17 protein-coding genes and 1 other annotated feature are annotated in these 17,220 nt (G+C 40.4%); of the genes, 15 read left to right on the forward strand and 2 right to left on the reverse strand.

The genetic code is table 11. From position 1 onward, the window contains the following. Positions 1-3: 3 nt before the first annotated feature. The 5 genes from CDZ88_RS15360 (at position 4) to rsmI (ending at position 3,119) form a co-directional block, all read left to right on the forward strand. The gene (locus CDZ88_RS15360; protein WP_100374362.1) at positions 4-831 is read left to right on the forward strand and encodes a PSP1 domain-containing protein; all 828 of its coding nucleotides are present in this window, start codon (positions 4-6) and stop codon (positions 829-831) included. A gap of 13 nt (positions 832-844) precedes the next feature. Then, positions 845-1,183: a DNA replication initiation control protein YabA gene (gene yabA, locus CDZ88_RS15365; protein WP_100374363.1), complete on the forward strand. Its 339-nt coding sequence runs from the start codon at positions 845-847 to the stop codon at positions 1,181-1,183. Positions 1,184-1,265: 82 nt separating this feature from the next. Further along, on the forward strand, positions 1,266-2,006 hold the full coding sequence (locus CDZ88_RS15370; protein WP_100374727.1) for a tRNA1(Val) (adenine(37)-N6)-methyltransferase: 741 nt from the start codon (positions 1,266-1,268) through the stop codon (positions 2,004-2,006). Continuing rightward, the gene (locus CDZ88_RS15375) at positions 2,003-2,272 is read left to right on the forward strand and encodes a GIY-YIG nuclease family protein (RefSeq protein ID WP_100374364.1); all 270 of its coding nucleotides are present in this window, start codon (positions 2,003-2,005) and stop codon (positions 2,270-2,272) included. Before CDZ88_RS15370 ends, CDZ88_RS15375 begins: the two co-directional genes overlap by 4 nt. Beyond that, positions 2,256-3,119 (forward strand): 16S rRNA (cytidine(1402)-2'-O)-methyltransferase, encoded by an 864-nt coding sequence (gene rsmI, locus CDZ88_RS15380; RefSeq protein ID WP_100374365.1) that lies wholly within the window; start codon positions 2,256-2,258, stop codon positions 3,117-3,119. Before CDZ88_RS15375 ends, rsmI begins: the two co-directional genes overlap by 17 nt. 52 nt (positions 3,120-3,171) lie before the next feature. Here the strand turns inward: rsmI and CDZ88_RS15385 are convergent, their stop codons facing one another. Further along, positions 3,172-3,462, reverse strand: coding sequence for an AbrB/MazE/SpoVT family DNA-binding domain-containing protein (locus CDZ88_RS15385; RefSeq protein WP_100374366.1), 291 nt, complete (start codon positions 3,460-3,462; stop codon positions 3,172-3,174). A gap of 200 nt (positions 3,463-3,662) precedes the next feature. On the opposite strand from CDZ88_RS15385, the gene CDZ88_RS15390 reads away from it, so the two are divergent. The 8 genes from CDZ88_RS15390 to yabG all read left to right on the forward strand — a co-directional run bounded on the left by CDZ88_RS15390 (position 3,663) and on the right by yabG (position 13,797). Next, complete coding sequence (locus CDZ88_RS15390; RefSeq protein WP_100374367.1) at positions 3,663-4,622, forward strand: DNA double-strand break repair nuclease NurA; 960 nt, start codon at positions 3,663-3,665, stop codon at positions 4,620-4,622. 12 nt (positions 4,623-4,634) lie between these two features. Then, positions 4,635-6,467: an ATP-binding protein gene (locus tag CDZ88_RS15395; RefSeq protein ID WP_100374368.1), complete on the forward strand. Its 1,833-nt coding sequence runs from the start codon at positions 4,635-4,637 to the stop codon at positions 6,465-6,467. 69 nt (positions 6,468-6,536) lie between these two features. Then, positions 6,537-6,775: a binding site (T-box leader), on the forward strand. Positions 6,776-6,825: 50 nt separating this feature from the next. After that, on the forward strand, positions 6,826-8,823 hold the full coding sequence (gene metG, locus CDZ88_RS15400; protein WP_100374728.1) for a methionine--tRNA ligase: 1,998 nt from the start codon (positions 6,826-6,828) through the stop codon (positions 8,821-8,823). A 245-nt stretch (positions 8,824-9,068) separates the two neighbouring features. Next, positions 9,069-9,839 carry a TatD family hydrolase gene (locus CDZ88_RS15405; RefSeq protein WP_100374369.1) on the forward strand — a complete coding sequence of 257 codons (771 nt, stop codon included), beginning with the start codon at positions 9,069-9,071 and terminating at the stop codon, positions 9,837-9,839. Between the two features lie 228 nt (positions 9,840-10,067). Continuing rightward, on the forward strand, positions 10,068-11,318 hold the full coding sequence (locus CDZ88_RS15410; protein WP_100374370.1) for a G5 and 3D domain-containing protein: 1,251 nt from the start codon (positions 10,068-10,070) through the stop codon (positions 11,316-11,318). A 126-nt stretch (positions 11,319-11,444) separates the two neighbouring features. After that, positions 11,445-12,002, forward strand: a complete 558-nt coding sequence (gene rnmV / locus CDZ88_RS15415) for a ribonuclease M5 (protein WP_100374371.1) — start codon at positions 11,445-11,447, stop codon at positions 12,000-12,002. After that, on the forward strand, positions 11,999-12,877 hold the full coding sequence (gene rsmA, locus CDZ88_RS15420; RefSeq protein ID WP_100374372.1) for a 16S rRNA (adenine(1518)-N(6)/adenine(1519)-N(6))-dimethyltransferase RsmA: 879 nt from the start codon (positions 11,999-12,001) through the stop codon (positions 12,875-12,877). The genes rnmV and rsmA overlap by 4 nt, the downstream gene beginning before the upstream one ends. Positions 12,878-12,927: 50 nt before the next feature. Next, positions 12,928-13,797, forward strand: coding sequence for a sporulation peptidase YabG (gene yabG / locus CDZ88_RS15425; protein ID WP_100374373.1), 870 nt, complete (start codon positions 12,928-12,930; stop codon positions 13,795-13,797). 20 nt (positions 13,798-13,817) lie between these two features. Here the strand turns inward: yabG and CDZ88_RS15430 are convergent, their stop codons facing one another. Next, positions 13,818-14,696 carry a glycine betaine ABC transporter substrate-binding protein gene (locus CDZ88_RS15430; protein WP_100374374.1) on the reverse strand — a complete coding sequence of 293 codons (879 nt, stop codon included), beginning with the start codon at positions 14,694-14,696 and terminating at the stop codon, positions 13,818-13,820. A 279-nt stretch (positions 14,697-14,975) separates the two neighbouring features. Between CDZ88_RS15430 and CDZ88_RS15435 the strand changes: the two genes are divergently transcribed. Next, positions 14,976-16,187 (forward strand): quaternary amine ABC transporter ATP-binding protein, encoded by a 1,212-nt coding sequence (locus CDZ88_RS15435; protein WP_232718678.1) that lies wholly within the window; start codon positions 14,976-14,978, stop codon positions 16,185-16,187. Beyond that, the gene (locus tag CDZ88_RS15440; RefSeq protein WP_100374375.1) at positions 16,180-17,028 is read left to right on the forward strand and encodes an ABC transporter permease; all 849 of its coding nucleotides are present in this window, start codon (positions 16,180-16,182) and stop codon (positions 17,026-17,028) included. The genes CDZ88_RS15435 and CDZ88_RS15440 overlap by 8 nt, the downstream gene beginning before the upstream one ends. Positions 17,029-17,220: the final 192 nt, after the last annotated feature.

The raw sequence follows: 17,220 nt of genomic DNA on the forward strand, positions 1-17,220 counted from the left end.
CGGTTGCATCAAGTCGTAGGCGTTCGCTTTAAAAAAGCGGGCAAAATCTATTACTTCTCCCCAGGTAGCTTAGAGCTTGGAAATGGAGAAGCTGTCATCGTCGAAACATCACGTGGCGTTGAGTACGGGCGAGTTGTGATCGGAGTGAAGTCGGTAGGAGAACAAGACGTTGTTCTACCATTAAAGCAAGTGATCCGAATCGCAACAGAAAAAGATCGATTAACCGTCCAAGAAAACCGCGAACAAGCTCAAAAGGCTTTTGATGTTTGTACAGAAAAAATCACTGAGCATCAACTTGATATGAAGTTAGTTGATGTTGAATATACATTTGATCGCAATAAAGTATTGTTCTACTTTACAGCTGATGGTCGAATTGACTTCCGTGAGTTAGTGAAAGACTTAGCGGCAGTATTTAGAACACGTATTGAATTGCGTCAAATTGGAGTCCGAGATGAAGCGAAGATGCTCGGAGGAATTGGTCCATGTGGTCGAGTACTATGTTGTTCGTCATTTTTAGGTGATTTTGAGCCGGTTTCAATAAAAATGGCTAAAGACCAGAATCTCTCACTCAACCCAGCAAAAATTTCAGGATTATGTGGGCGTTTAATGTGTTGCTTAAAGTACGAAAACGACATGTACGAGTCAGCAAAAAAAGAGCTGCCTGACTTAGGTAAACATATCAAAACTCCACATGGAAAAGGTAAAGTAGTTGGGCTTAATTTGCTTGAGCGTCTTGTTCAAGTCGATTTATTTGAGGGAGATGGTGTGTTAGAGTTTACCATTGATGAGCTCATGAATGATAAAGTTACAGCGACTGAAACCACAGAATAAAGAGGTGGGGCGTGTGGAGAAAAAGGCAATCTTTCAGAAAGTAAGTCAAATTGAAGAACGAATTGGAGAGCTTCACCATGAGCTACGTGGCTTAAAGGAACAGCTCGCCCACTTAATAGAAGAGAACCACTACATGCAAATAGAGAATGACCATTTACGAAAACGTCTTGAAACCGAAAGTGAGCCAGAGGAACTTCCTAAACAAAAGACAAAGCCAGTTGTAGGTGAAGGGTACGATAACCTTGCTAGACTTTACCAAGAAGGCTTCCACGTTTGTAACACTCATTATGGCAGTATACGTTCTGATGGTGATGATTGTCTTTTCTGTTTGTCATTCTTGCATCAAAAGTAAGTGGATCTTCAGATTTACAAGAAGGCCTTCCTCTAAAGTGGGGAGGTCTTTTATTTTACATATAGAAGGGTCGTTGGGATTTTTGGAGAAGATATATAAAGATGAGCGATTGGATTTTATCAAGGGAACCGAATTAAAAGTGATTCAAAGTCCATCTGTTTTTTCTTTTTCAATTGATGCTATTTTACTGGCTCGTTTTGTGTATTTGCCAATTCAAAAAGGAGCGGTGCTTGATTTATGTACAGGTAATGGTGTTATTCCACTAGTAATGTCAACACGTTCAAAAGCGTTGATCACTGGTGTCGAGTTACAAGAGCGGTTATATGATATGGCAAAGCGAAATGCCGAATTGAATCAACTACATGAGCAAGTTCAATTTATCCAAGCTGATCTTAATAAAATGCCAAATAGTGTGAATAAAGATGGCTATGATGTCGTCACATGTAATCCCCCGTACTTTGAGACGATCACAAAGGAGGAGCGTAATAAAAATATACACTTAGCTATTGCTCGTCACGAAATTCACTGTACACTTGATGATGTGATTCGTACATGTAGTCAATACGTGAAACAAAAGGGAAAAGTTGCACTTGTTCATCGTCCCGAGCGATTAACTGATATGATGTCATTGATGAGAAAATATCGTATTGAACCGAAACGACTCCAATTTGTTCACCCGAAAAAAGAAAAAGAGGCTAATATGGTTCTGCTAGAGGGAATCAAGGATGGTCGTTCAGGATTAACATGTTTGCCGCCATTAATTGTTTATCAAGAAGATGGAACGTATACGAATGAATTTGAAGAGGTGTATATTGGCCAGTGACACATTTTATTTATATTTTGGAATGCTGTGACCAAAGTTGGTATACAGGCTATACTAACGACTTCAATCGGCGATTAAAGATGCATGAAGAAGGAAAAGGAGCCAAATATACAAGAGGTAGAGGCCCATTTGTCGTTAAGCATCTAGAACGCTACGAGACTAAAACAGCTGCGCTTCAAGCAGAATATGCTATAAAGAGATTGACACGTAAACAGAAGGAACGTTACGTATTAGAAAAGGGTGAAAAGAATGAAGCAACAAGCTAGTTATGCAGAAGAGGGACAAGTTGGTATGATTTATTTAGTGCCAACGCCAATTGGGAATCTTGAAGATATGACCTTCCGTGCTATTCGTATGTTAAAAGAAGTGGATCTTATTGCAGCAGAAGATACAAGACAAACGAAAAAGTTATGCAACCACTTTGAGATTACTACACCATTGGTGCGGTATGATGAACACAATAAGGAAAGAGCAGGGGTAGGGTTAATAGATAAGGTGAAAGCAGGGCAATCGATTGCTTTTGTTAGTGACGCTGGTATGCCCGCCATTTCAGATCCTGGTTGTGATATTGTCAAATTAGCGGTCGAAGAAGAGATTCCAGTTATTGCGTTACCAGGTGCGAATGCAGCATTAACAAGTTTAGTGGCTTCAGGTCTTGATACAGAGCAGTTTTATTTTGTAGGGTTTTTGCCGCGCCAGAAGAAGAATCGAACCGAAGCATTAGAAGAAATAAAAGCTGTAAAAGCAACGCTCATTTTCTATGAGGCACCACATCGACTAAAAGAAACGATTCAAGCACTCCTGTTTACATTAGGCAACCGCAAAGTTAGTATTTGTCGTGAGCTAACGAAGAAATTTGAAGAGTATCAACGTGGGACGTTAGAGGAGGCTGTAGAGTGGTGTGAAACAGGCATGATTAAGGGAGAGTTTTGTTTAGTTGTTGATGGAGCAACTGAGGTTATAGAGGAAGATATGTGGTGGGATCAGATTAGTGAGGTTCAACATGTCGAGCATTATGTAACGTTAGGCATGACATCAAAAGAAGCCATTAAACAAGCAGCTAAAGACCGTGATGTACCTAAGAGAGAAATCTATCAAGCCTATCATCAATAAGAAAGCATACAAAAAAGACTCTGATATAATCAGAGTCTTTTATAAAAGCGAATTATGATTGTGTTGAACGTGCAACGTAATCTTGTAATTCTTTGATGATATCTTGAGCACCTTGTGGGCTAAGAATGATTTTTCCATTATTAATTGAAAGGTTGTCATCAGATACTTCACCAGTCATTTGGCAAGTCATGTTTGCTTTGTATTTCTTAAGGATGATGCGATCGTTATCAACATAGATCTCAAGTGCATCCTTCTCTGCAATTTCAAGTGTGCGACGCAATTCAATTGGAATAACTACGCGACCTAGTTCATCAACTTTACGTACAATACCTGTAGATTTCATTATAAGTCGTCTCCTCTCAGACTATGAATCATTTATAATTTTCTTGTCATTATTCGACATTTTTCTCTCTGTTATTAGAATACCAGTCTTTCCAAAACAAGTCAAATGATTTTATCTTAGATTTTAAGTATATAATTATTTAATTTTAACCAGTCTTACAAACCAACTGTATCAATGGTTTCAGAGGAGGAAATAAAAGGATGCTGAATCTTTCACCAGAACTCGCGAGAAAATTGGAAGACATAGGAAATGAACTAAAAAAGTTCTATTCATTTTCGACAAAAGATAAAGAGGGAATTCGACAAAAGTTGCGTAATTCTGAAGCGACGTTTCGACAAATGCAGCTCTATTCGACAAAAAAATTGTCTAATTGGTTAAATGGACGGGAAGTGGCTGCTGTTGATGGGTCTGTGAATCAAACAAAAGGCCAGCCCCCTCATTTGTTATACTTATTTCAAGCATTAGCTAAAACGACGACTGGCTATGAGTGTCGTGCATCGGATGTGTATGCTCCATTATTACATGAGAAAGAAGAAGGTGAGATGCAACAAACGAAGAATTGGCGCTCCCACTTATTAGCTAAGCTTGAACTTGAAGTCGCCATTCAGCTAATTAAAGAGCGGAACCTTGGCCTTCTAATGATGGATGGAGCTTTGTATCATTACCGTATTGATGCACCAGAAGAGTGGGAGACTCTTAGACAGTTGGCTGTGGACAGAGAAGTCTTACTTGTTGGAGTGTCAGAGGAGATTACGACGGAGAATCTAATTAAACTACCAGATTTTTCAAGTGACCGAAGGCAGCCTCAAGCATATGACCGTGATGTTTTATTTGGTGTCCTAGAACGAGCTGAAACTTTGTATGTCCCTTCGATTCAACAGAAGGCGGGTCTCGAATCAACGTGGATGCGTCCTAGTACATCACCAGCGATTACGGGATTTGATTTGTTGGTAGAACAAGGAGATCAACGTGAACATGTGGCCAATCTTTTGTATACGCTAACGCCGAAAGAAGGAAGAGGCATTCCACTTTGGCTTGATTATGTTGACCGTGATGTCCGTGTGACCGATAAACTAGTTGAAGCATTAGTCGAACAATATATTGATCCTGAAATTAAGCAGCGTTTGTTCGTTCAAAAACGTCAAGATAGACCGTATTAAGGAGGAAATCGAATGCAAATCGTCGGTATAACAACACAACATGAGGTGTATGTTGCATCAAAAATCCATAAATTCCGTATGAATGAAATGGTTGTCATTGAAGACGATCATCTTCATCAGCCTAAAGGAGAGGTCGTGGAGACGTTTTCTTACAATCGTTATATTCCTATGGGGTTTGATAAAGGGATTGTTGATGACCAAGTGTTAAAAACACTAGAAAATATCGGCTATGATATAGGAGCAGATGACATTCATTTAGCCAAGGTACGATTATTTGAAGAAGCAACGCAACCGATTCAAACAGGAGCGAGTGTAAGGCACCCTGAGTTTCACGAGATTGAGTCCTTACTGGTGCAATCCAACCCGCGAGATGGGATGGTTTTAGGTGAGGTGAAATCAACTGATTTTATCGCACCCACGTTGCCTGATTCATTGAATGGCCTTATGCATATCCATGAACAAGAGGTGTTACGTGAACAAAATGGTGTCCCATTTATTTTTGATATTCGCGCGATGCAGCAATACCCTCATATCGGTGTTTTTGGAGGTTCGGGATCTGGAAAGTCATTTGGACTGAGGGTGATGTTGGAGGAGTTAATGAAACTATCGATACCGACTCTCGTATTCGATCCGCATTTTGAGATGAATTTCTCTGCGCAGGCGAGTGGAATCGGGGAGACTCCTTCCTATAAAGAGAAATACACGGTCGTGCAAATTGGACGAGATGTAGGAGTGGACTTCTCGGCATTATCAACACGTGATGTAGAGAGGCTTCTTCAAGCAGCAGGCTCATTAAGTGAATCGATGGTCAATGTGATCCAAACGATACATAAGCGTAAAGATAGTTACCAATCGTTTAGTGATCGTGTTGCTAATTTGGCTGAAGCTCTAGAGCTTGGAAAACAAAAAGTAGAAGGATTTCTTCATGATGGAGGTATGTCACGTGAAGAGATTTCAAAATACAATACGTTTAAAAAGTTGCTAGATCAGTTTGGTAGTTTGCCGTTAGCGTCGGTCAAAGGGGTACAGTGGCGTGTAAATCGGTTGCACCATGCAGGGCTATTTCAACAAAATATTCGAGCGATTGAACAAGGAATTCATGCAGGTCAACTTGTGGTCGTTCAAGGAGCGGTTTGGTTATTACAAGTGTTCTCTAGTTATGTGATCGGTTCATTGTACGGGAAAAGACGGACTTATAAAGATGCGAAACTTCAACAGATGCAAGGCGAGTTTTTTCCGCCATTTGTAGTCGTAACAGACGAGGCTCATAATTTTGCACCGAAGGGCTACGATGCCCCGGCAAAATCTGTGTTAAAAGAAATTGCTCAAGAAGGTCGTAAATACGGAGTGTTTCTTATTTTTGCGACCCAGCGGCCAACCTTGTTAGATGAAACGATTACGGCTCAACTGAACTCGAAGTTTGTGTTTCGAACCGTTAGGGGAACCGACATCCAGACGATCAAAGAAGAAACAGACCTCACGCATGATGAAGGCAAGCGTCTACCCTACTTACGTTCTGGAGATGTGTTTGTCTCATCAGCCATTATTGGACGGACGATGGCTGTTCGTATTCGCTTTGCGCATTCAACGAGTCCGCATACCCTTAATCCATTTGATGAATTAAAGGAAATGAATGCAGCAAGCGATGAAACCGTTCTGTCAGCAGTAACCCCGCTCCTTCCTTTGGCTGAGATGAGTATTATGAATGAGCTTCAAATGTTAAATAAAGCGGCCGGGAAAAGTTGGGATGTTCAGACGTGGAAGCAAGAACTTGAGCGCTTATGTGGCAAAGGAAAACTAAAGAAACAGAAGACGCCTTTTGCTACTCTTTATGATCTCTCTTGACTCAGGCGATGAGGTTCGGTATATTTTGGATAGATTTGAGGCATAAATGTAAGGACATCAACCGATATCATAGATCCGATGATGGGATAAGTATATGTAGAAACTATTTCACAGAGAGCTGGGTCAGCTGAGAACCAGTAATAGTTTGACATGGAAAATGGTCCTTGAGGTATTATCTTCGAGCAATAGTTGTGAGGGGATGACGTAGCTGGCGTTAACAGAGGAAGTCATAGACTTCGTGAGCCTTTCTGCTGTGAAGCGAAAGGAAAGTTGGGTGGTACCACGTGAGATATGCTCTCGTCCCGATATGGATGAGGGCTTTTTGTCATGTTTAAAACAAGTGAGAGGATTTGAGGATATGAGTGAAAGAAAAACATTTTATTTAACTACACCTATTTATTATCCAAGTGCAAAGTTACATATTGGACATGCTTACACAACTGTAGCTGGAGATGCTATGGCGCGTTACAAACGCTTGAGAGGATTTGATGTTCGTTACTTAACAGGCACGGATGAACATGGTCAGAAGATTGAACAAAAAGCAGCTGAAAAAGGATTAACACCGCAACAGTTTGTCGATGAGATTGTAGCAGATATTCAATTACTATGGAAGAAACTCGACATTTCTTATGATGATTTTATTCGTACGACCGAAGATCGTCATAAAAAAGTGGTACAAGCGATATTTGAACGTTTACTAGAGCAAGGAGATATCTACTTAGATGAATACGAAGGATGGTACTCGATTCCGGATGAAACATTCTATACAGAACTTCAGCTTGTTGACCCTATTCGAGATGAAGATGGAAAAATCACTGGCGGAAAAAGTCCTGATAGCGGCCACCCTGTAGAGAAAGTTCGTGAACAATCGTACTTCTTTAAGATGAGTAAATACGCAGATCGGTTGTTGAAGTTTTATGAAGATCATCCAACGTTTATTCAACCGGAATCTCGTCGTAATGAAATGATTAATAATTTTATTAAGCCAGGCTTAGAAGATTTAGCTGTTTCTCGTACATCATTTAAATGGGGAGTACAAGTACCAAGTAACCCTGAGCATGTAGTTTACGTATGGATTGATGCTCTTTCTAACTACATTACAGCTTTAGGATATGGCCAAGATAATGATGAAGCCTATCAGAAGTACTGGCCAGCGAATGTTCATTTAGTTGGAAAAGAAATTGTTCGCTTCCATACGATCTACTGGCCAATTATGCTAATGGCACTTGATTTACCTTTACCAAAGAAAGTATTCGCTCACGGTTGGTTACTGATGAAAGACGGAAAGATGTCGAAGTCAAAAGGAAATGTTGTGGACCCTGAAACGTTAATTGATCGTTACGGGCTAGACGCTCTTCGCTACTACTTACTACGTGAAGTTCCATTTGGCTCAGATGGTGTATTTACACCAGAAGGCTTTGTTGAGCGTGTAAACTATGATTTAGCGAATGATCTTGGAAACTTATTAAACCGAACAGTAGCAATGATTAATAAATACTTCAATGGTGAAATTCCTAACTATGTAAAGGACGCAACGCCATTTGATTCTGAGCTTTTAGATTTGGTGAATGCTACGGTAACGAAGGTTGAGAATGCCCTGGAAGAAATGGAATTCTCCGTTGCCTTAACAGCTATTTGGCAATTAATTAGTCGTACAAATAAATACATTGATGAAACACAGCCATGGATGCTGGCAAAAGATGAGTCCAAAAAAGAAGAGCTGGGCTCTGTCATGTACCATTTAGCAGAATCCTTGCGTTATGTCTCGGTTTTAATTCAGCCGTTCTTAACGGAAACACCAAAGAAAATGTGGAAACAACTCGGCTTACAAGAAGAGGCGACAACGTGGGAGTCACTGGCAGGATTCGCACAAATTAAAGCAGGAACGAAAGTGGAAATTGGTCAACCAATCTTCCCGCGTCTAGATGCAAAAGAAGAAGTTGGTTATATTGTCGAGAAAATGGGTGGAGTCGTTGTGACAGAAGAAGCATCAAAGAAAGTAGAAGAGAAAAAGCCTGACATTCCTGAAGTTGAGGAGATCACGATCGATGATTTCACAAAAGTTGAACTACGTGTAGCTGAAGTTCTTGAGGCTGAGCCTGTTAAAGGAGCCGATCGGTTGCTTAAAATCCAACTTGACTTAGGGTATGAAAAGCGCCAAGTTGTCTCTGGTATTGCAAAATACTATTCTGCAGATGAATTAGTTGGAAAAAAAGTAATCTGTGTTACAAACTTAAAACCAGTAAAACTACGCGGAGAATTATCACAAGGTATGATCTTAGCAGGATCAAAAGGCAAAAAGCTACAGCTAGCTACGATTGATGGAAGCTTACCAAACGGAGCACAAGTGAAATAAACCAACAATAAACAAAGAGGCTAAGACATAACTTAGTAAAAAAACTAAGAAGAAGAACATGAATTTCATTTCCGGGGCGGTTTATATACAGCTACCTTCATCCACGTTCGAACTTCTAGGTTTTAAAATACTTTTGTCCAAGCCTCTTTGTTATTTGTTTTTCTAACATAATTTATCTTCCTGTATAAGGAAACTACAGAGTATAAAGAATAGGAATAAGAAGGAAAATAGGAGGATTTGAACGAATGTTATTTGATACACATGTTCATTTAAATGCAGATCAGTTTGAAGAGGACCTTGAAGAAGTAATCGAACGAGCAATGAGTGCGGGCGTTTCAAATATGGTTGTTGTTGGGTTTGACGAAAAAACGATTAACCGAGCGCTTTATTTGGTCGAGAAGTATGACATGCTTTATGCGGCAGTAGGATGGCATCCGGTCGATGCAATCGATATGACGGCGGAACACCTTGCATGGTTAGAAGAACTCGCGGCGCACCCAAAAGTCGTTGCACTAGGTGAGATGGGGCTTGACTACCATTGGGATAAGTCACCAAAAGAGGTACAAAAAGAAGTATTTAAGAAACAAATTCAGCTTGCAAAAAAAGCGAAATTACCAATAATTATTCACAACCGTGAAGCAGATCAAGATATTGTTGATATTTTGCGTGAAGAAGGAGCAGCTGAAGTCGGTGGAATTATGCACTGTTTCGGAGGAAGTGTAGAAATTGCTAAACTTTGTTTAGACATGAACTTCTATATTTCACTAGGGGGACCCGTTACGTTTAAAAATGCGAAAAGACCAAAAGAAGTCGCAAAGGAAGTTCCGATTGATAAGTTATTAATTGAGACAGATTGTCCTTATTTGGCTCCTCACCCCTATCGAGGAAAACGCAATGAACCTGCCTATGTAAAACTAGTAGCTGAGCAAATTGCCGAGTTAAAGGAAGTTAGTTTAGAAGAAATTGCCGAACAAACAACGGCCAATGCAAAAAAACTTTTTGTCAAGATTCGATAGCTAATGTTGTCGTCTAGTGAATGGGCTTGTCTAACTTTAATAAGATTCGTTCTTGTTCTACACAGGCGAAGCTTTGCATAGAGTGGACGTGTCGAGTAGTTTGGGTTTTCAATGCCGCATTTTTAATAGATAATTAGGAAGATGTGGCAACAGAACCTGTTTTAATAAGTTGACAAGAAGGAGGTAGACTGTTTATAATTCGAACGTTGAGAAGGAGGAATGGATGACATGGAAGCAAAAACACGCCAAGTTCTTCCAAATGTTGGATTTGGAATGAAACTAGTCATCTCCGTCATAAGTATTATTCTCTTCGTTAGCGTAATCATTTACGCAGTATATGAGACGACGAAGGCGACGGTAACGGTTATGGTTGAAGAAGAAGAAGTAACCGTACAAACGCATGCATCAACCGTTGCTGAATTGATGATGGAGCAAGAGTGGGATGTTAAAGAGTATGATCATATTGAACCATCTTTATATACGGAAATTGATGGCAATATGCATGTTGTGTGGCAGCCTGCAAAAAAAGTGGCTGTAACAATTGATGGTAAAGAACAAGACGTGTGGACCGCTACGGAAGATGTAGAAGGGCTGTTACACGAGCTAAATATTGCATACACAGAGCATGATCAAATTGAACCAGCAGTTCACACGACGATTACTGATGATTTAGTAGTAAACTATGAATCTGCTTTTCAAGTTGAGCTTAATAGTGACGGTGAACAACATGAGTTTTGGACAACTTCGACGACTGTCGCTGACTTTTTAGAGAAAGAAAGTGTTTCATTAGGAGAGCTTGACCGAGTCGAACCTGCGCTAGAAGAGCGCTTAGACGAAGCAACAGATATTCGAGTGATACGAGTAGAAAAAGTCACCGATGTTGTGGAAGAGACCGTTGCATTTGGAACGGTGACACAAAGAGATAATGACCTCGAGAACGGAAAAGAGAAAGTCGTTAATACCGGTGAAGAAGGTCAAGTCAATAAGCATTATGAAGTGATCTTTGAAGATGGTGAAGAGATTTCTCGCGAACTTGTGAAGACGGAGACGGTAAAAGAAAGTAAGGACCGTGTAGTTGCTGTCGGTACGAGACCAGCTCCACAAACGGTATCTCGTTCTGCTAACCCAAGTTCGAATACTAGTACCAACACTGCATCAAACAATAGCAGCGAATCTAAAGCAAGTAACGGGCGATCCATGACGGTCACGGCAACAGCTTATACAGCTTCTTGTAATGGTTGTACTGGCGTGACAGCTACAGGGATTAATCTGAATAACAATCGAAATATGAAAGTTATTGCTGTGGATCCAAGTGTGATCCCGCTCGGCTCACGTGTTCACGTAGAAGGATACGGAACGGCTATTGCAGGGGATACTGGTGGTGCTATTAAAGGGAATAAGATCGATGTTCACGTTCCGACAAAGGATGAAGCAAGACGTTGGGGACGGAAATCGGTAAAAATTACAATCTTAAATTAATGTCTATGTAACAACCTATCTGCACAGGGCGTCGTCGTTCTGTGCTTTTTTTTTGTGAAAAAAAAGTCTACAATATAAAGATCATAGAAATGAGGATCGATAAGATCGGGAGCGAGGAGTTCGTAGATGAAGATTAAAGAAGTCATTGTCGTTGAAGGGCGAGACGATACGGTAGCGATTCAGCGAGCTGTAGAAGCTGATACGATTGAAACGAATGGATCGGCAGTGAATCAGGCTTGTTTAGAAAGAATTCGATTAGCGAAAGAGCGTCGAGGTGTCATCATTTTAACTGATCCAGATTATCCAGGGGAAAGAATTCGTAAGATCGTAAGCGAGCATGTGCCTGGTTGTAAGCATGCTTTTTTACCAAAAGCGGAAGCCATTTCAAAAAATGGAGATGACCTTGGCGTCGAGAATGCGTCTATTGATGCTGTGCGTTTAGCTTTAAGCCACCTCCAAGAACCATACATAGAGCCTCTAGAATCCGTTACATGGGAAGATTTGCATGCAGCGGGACTTGTAGGCGGACCAAGCGCTAAATTACGTCGCGAACGTTTAGGAGTACATCTTCGAATTGGGTATGCCAATGGAAAGCAATTATTAAAACGACTTCATACGTTTCGTATTTCAGAGTCAGAATTTAAAGAAGCGCTTCTAAAAGTGTACAAGGAGGAACAATCATGATGAAAGATATCGCCACACCGATACGAACGAAAGAAATTTTAAAAAAATATGGATTTAGCTTTAAGAAAAGTTTGGGGCAAAATTTTTTAATTGATACAAATGTTCTGCGTAATATTGTTGATGCCGCAGGAGTAGATGAAACATCAGGTACAATAGAGATTGGTCCAGGTATTGGTGCGTTAACAGAACAGCTTGCTAAACGTGTCGATCAAGTTGTTGCCTTTGAGATTGACCAACGATTGTTACCAGTACTTGAAGATACATTGTCTCCGTATGATAACGTCTCAGTGATTCACTCGGATGTATTAAAAGCAGACATTAAAGAAGCTATTAGTACTCACTTTAAAAAGGGGCAAGACTTAATGGTCGTAGCCAACTTGCCATATTATGTGACAACACCAATCCTTATGAAATTACTAGAACTCAAGTTGCCGATTAGAGGAATTGTCGTCATGATCCAAGCGGAAGTAGCTGATCGGATCGCCGCCAAGCCCGGAACAAAAGATTATGGGTCATTATCTATTGCCGCTCAATACTATGCTAAGGCTGAAAAAGTATTGATGGTACCAGCATCAGTCTTTATTCCACAACCGCGAGTTGATTCGGCGGTATTACGATTGACGATCAGGGAAACTCCTGCCGTCGATGTCATTGATGAAGCCTATTTCTTTAAGGTTTTCCATGCGAGTTTTGCTAACCGTCGAAAAACAATCTTAAACAACTTAATCCACAATCTAGCTTCAAAAGATCAAAAAGCTGAGATTGAGCAATCATTAGCTGAAGCGAATATTGATCCGAAAAGACGAGGAGAAACATTATCAATAGATGAGTTTGGTCTCTTGAGTGATGCCTTGTATAAAAAGCTCCAACTTTAGCACCGTTTCCTTTCAACTTACATAGTCTGAGTTGAGAGGGGGAAGTGCCGGTGAAGGTGAAAATTGGTGATATTGTAGCTCGGCTTTCCTACAATTGTGACTTGTTATTTCGTGTGCAGAAAATCATGGGAGAAACAATAGAACTAGTTGGGGAAGAGATGAGGTTATGGGCTGATGCACCACTTAGTGATCTAGTTCCTATTTCAGAAGAAGAGAGAGCTAAACGAAGAGAAGAAGTGGTGAAGAAAGAAATAAATTCTTACCGACTCTTTCGTCAAGACGCCAAATTAATGAAAGAGCGCAATGAATTTGAGTCTACATCGGGCTATGAAGTGGAGGCTTCTTTTTTTGAGATGCGTGGACGTGTGCTCCATATAGATGGCGATCCACTTTACTTACGAAAATGTATTGAGTTATATGAGAAGCTAGGTGTGCCTGTTTACGGGGTTCACGTAACAGAAACAGAAATGCCAGGACAAATTGCATCCTTATTAGAAATGGTTCAACCTGATATAGTGGTCATCACGGGCCATGATGCCTTTTTAAAAGGAAAAGGAGATGAAGACGACCTTCGTTCTTATCGCCATACGAAACAGTTTGCAGAATGTGTGAGGATTGCTAGAAAGCATGTCGCTCATCGAGATGAATTAGTGATCTTTGCGGGGGCCTGTCAGTCTCATTTTGAAACGTTAATTCGAGCGGGGGCCAATTTTGCTAGTTCACCTGAGCGAGTGAATATCCATGCGCTCGATCCAGTCTATATTGCTGCTAAGGCGAGCTTAACGTCATTTATGGATCGAATTGGGCTTTGGGAAGTCCTTCGTAATACGATTACAGGAGAAAAAGGTTTAGGTGGAATTGAGACGCGCGGAGTGATGAGACGTGGAATGCCAATAAAACAAGAGCACCAGTCAGAATGACTGGTGCTCTTATATGTGTCTTATTCAGCTGAACCGATCCACTCGTTAATGAGATCGCGGTTTTCATCTACCCATTGCTCAGCACCTTCAGCAGGGTCTCCAACTTCGTTAATGACAGCCATTAACTCACTTAGTTGGTCATCATTCATGTACCACTCATTCCACCATTCAACAATTTCAGGGAAATCTTCCGTGAAACCAGTACGTGACATCCAATAAATATCATCAGCTTCACCGTAAACAAGATCTGTATCTTCTAAGTATTTAAGGTCATATTCAGAAAAGATCCAATGTGGGTTCCAAGCCGTGACAACAATATTTTCTTGGTTATTATACGCACTTTCTAATTCAATGATCATTGCGGGCTCAGAGCTCTCAATGAGCGAGTATGGAAGCTCATATTCATCAACTGCATCATGAGTGAGTTGCATAAGACTAGCACCAGCATCAATACCAACGATTTGATCGAGATCAATCTCATCTTGTTTCGTAGCTAAGTCTTCAATTGTATTTATTTCATCCATGTAAGTTGGGACAGCGAGTCCAAGGCCTGTACCTTCGTACCAGATCTCATGTAGCTCAACATCATCACCGTATTCTTCGTACAATGGTTCATCTGTAATAGGTAACCAAACTTCAGGAGCTACATCTAGATCTCCACGAGCAAGTCCTGCCCAAACTGGAGTTTTGTCTAACTCATTTAGTTCGACATCGTATCCTTCTTCTTCAAGAACAACCTTCCACATATTTGAGACAGCAACATTCTCTGCCCAGTTGTTTAAGCCAACTTTTAACGTGCCTTTGCTATCGTCTGAACCAGTTGATTCACCATCGCCACAAGCAGCTAGGATGACAGATGCTGATAAGATAGCCGTAGTCATTTTTAACCATTTCTTCATTGTTCATTAACCCCTTTTCTTTTGTTTGAAAAATCAATTTGTCGACAAATAGGCATTCTATAGATACTGGATGTTAATGTCAAGTAAGCTACATAATCAAAAAGATAAAACTCATAAGTATTGAGACATAAGATTTGTACAATTTGTATTTAAAGGGTAAACTGTAATACTGTGTCTGAAAAAGTGCGTGCATAAAGGTAATTGAAGAGAGTGAGAATAGAGAATAATCTATTTGCACTAATTGTCAAATGTAGAAAAACGATAGGATGGTGTAAGAAGTTGAAACCGAAAATAACAGTCGAGAAAGTTACGAAAGTCTTTGGACCTACGCCAAAGAAGGCAGTATCAATGCTTTCGGAAGGAAAATCCAAGCAAGAAATCCTAGAGCAAACTGCGAACACGATCGGGGTGAATCAAGCTTCATTTGAAGTATACCCTGGTGAAATATTTGTAATCATGGGTCTGTCAGGTAGTGGAAAATCCACTCTAGTACGAATGTTTAATCGATTAATTGATCCAACGAGCGGAAAACTCTTAGTTGATGGTGAAAATATTCTAGACATGAAACCAGAAAAACTCCGCAAGCTTCGTCGCGAGAAGATGGGAATGGTCTTTCAGAAATTCGCGTTGTTTCCTCATCGTTCCGTTTTGGAAAACGTGGGGTACGGATTAGAAGTACAAGGGATTAATAAGACGAAGATTGAGGAACGAGCGAGAAAATCATTAGAGTTAGTTGGGTTAAAAGGCTATGAAGCAAGTTATCCGAATGAATTAAGTGGAGGAATGCAGCAACGTGTAGGACTTGCACGTGCCTTAGCAAATGAGCCGGATATTCTATTGATGGATGAAGCTTTTAGTGCACTTGACCCATTAATCCGAAAAGATATGCAAGATGAGTTGTTAGAGCTTCAAGAGAAGATGGAGAAAACGATCATTTTTATTACCCATGACTTAGACGAAGCTCTTCGCATAGGTGATCGTATTGCGCTAATGAAGGATGGATCAATTGTACAAATCGGGACACCAGAAGAAATTATGATGAATCCAGCCAATGACTACGTTGAACGATTTGTCGAGGATGTTAATTTATCAAAAGTTCTCACGGCTCAAAAAGTAATGAAGCGACCTGAAACTCTTCAGATTGATCGGGGCCCTCGTGTGGCACTAGAACTGATGAAAAATGAAGGGTATTCAAGTGTGTATATTGTTGACAAGAAAAAGAAATTGCTAGGTGCAGTCACAGCCGATGATGCAGCTGAAGCCATTAAACAACAATTAAAGCTTGAAGACATTATGATAAAAAACTTACCGTTTGTACACCAAGACACTATCTTAGATGAGATCTTTGAGAAGATGACCCAATCGCCACTTCCACTGCCTGTAGTAGACGAAGAAGGTCGATTAGTCGGGATTGTGGTACGAGGTCGCGTCATTGGTGCGCTTGCTGGTGACAAACAAGGGTTGAATGAAGGAGAGATGATTAATGAATAATATACCCTCTATACCGTTAGGAGATTGGATGGACACCTTCATTCGATGGATTAATGATCAATTTGGTGGATTTCTTGACTTTTTATCGATGATTATTAGTGGTTACGTTTCTTTCGTGGTCGACACACTTGGGGGAATTCCGGCAATTATTTTAATTGCTTTATTTACTGCGATTGCTTGGTGGACAAGCGGATGGAAGCTTGGGGTCTTTACATTTGCTGGGTTATTACTTATTTGGAACATGGGGTATTGGGACGGAACGATTCAAACACTTGCTCTAATCTTAACGTCGGTTATTATCTGTGTCCTGATCGGTATTCCAATTGGTATTTGGGCTTCGCAAAATGATACGGTGCAACGAGTTGTAACACCGATATTAGACTTCATGCAAACAATGCCTGCCTTTGTGTACTTAATCCCATCTATTTTATTCTTTGGAATTGGTGTGGTTCCAGGTATTTTCTCATCCATTATCTTTGCCATGCCGCCGACGATTCGTCTGACGAACTTAGGGATTAGGCAAGTGCCTAGCGACTTAGTGGAAGCGGCCAATGCATTCGGTTCAACAACAAAGCAAAAGTTGTTGAAAGTACAACTGCCTTTAGCGATGCCAACAATTATGGCTGGGATTAACCAGACGATCATGTTGGCTTTATCAATGGTCGTTATCGCATCGCTTGTCGGTGCACCGGGGCTAGGATCTGATGTCTACCGAGCTGTATCACAAATCCGAATTGGTACAGGGTTTGAAGCAGGACTTGCTATTGTCATCCTTGCGATCATGCTTGATCGGATTACTCAAAATTTAAAGAGAAAAAGAAAGAGCAATCGAGCTTCATAATAAAATAAGCCATATCTGCGCGGAAAAATGCAGATATGGCTTATTTTTTATTGCATACATATTTTAGACGAATTTAGATAGAATAAGGAGTGAGAAAAAATAGTTACACGGATTTCGTTGAAAGCATTGACAATAATTATGTCCAGTTGATATAATTTAAAATTTATTTGACAAAAAATAACTTATGTGCTA

It is taken from the genome of Bacillus sp. FJAT-45037 (assembly GCF_002797325.1).
Classification (GTDB): domain Bacteria; phylum Bacillota; class Bacilli; order Bacillales; family Bacillaceae_D; genus Alkalihalophilus.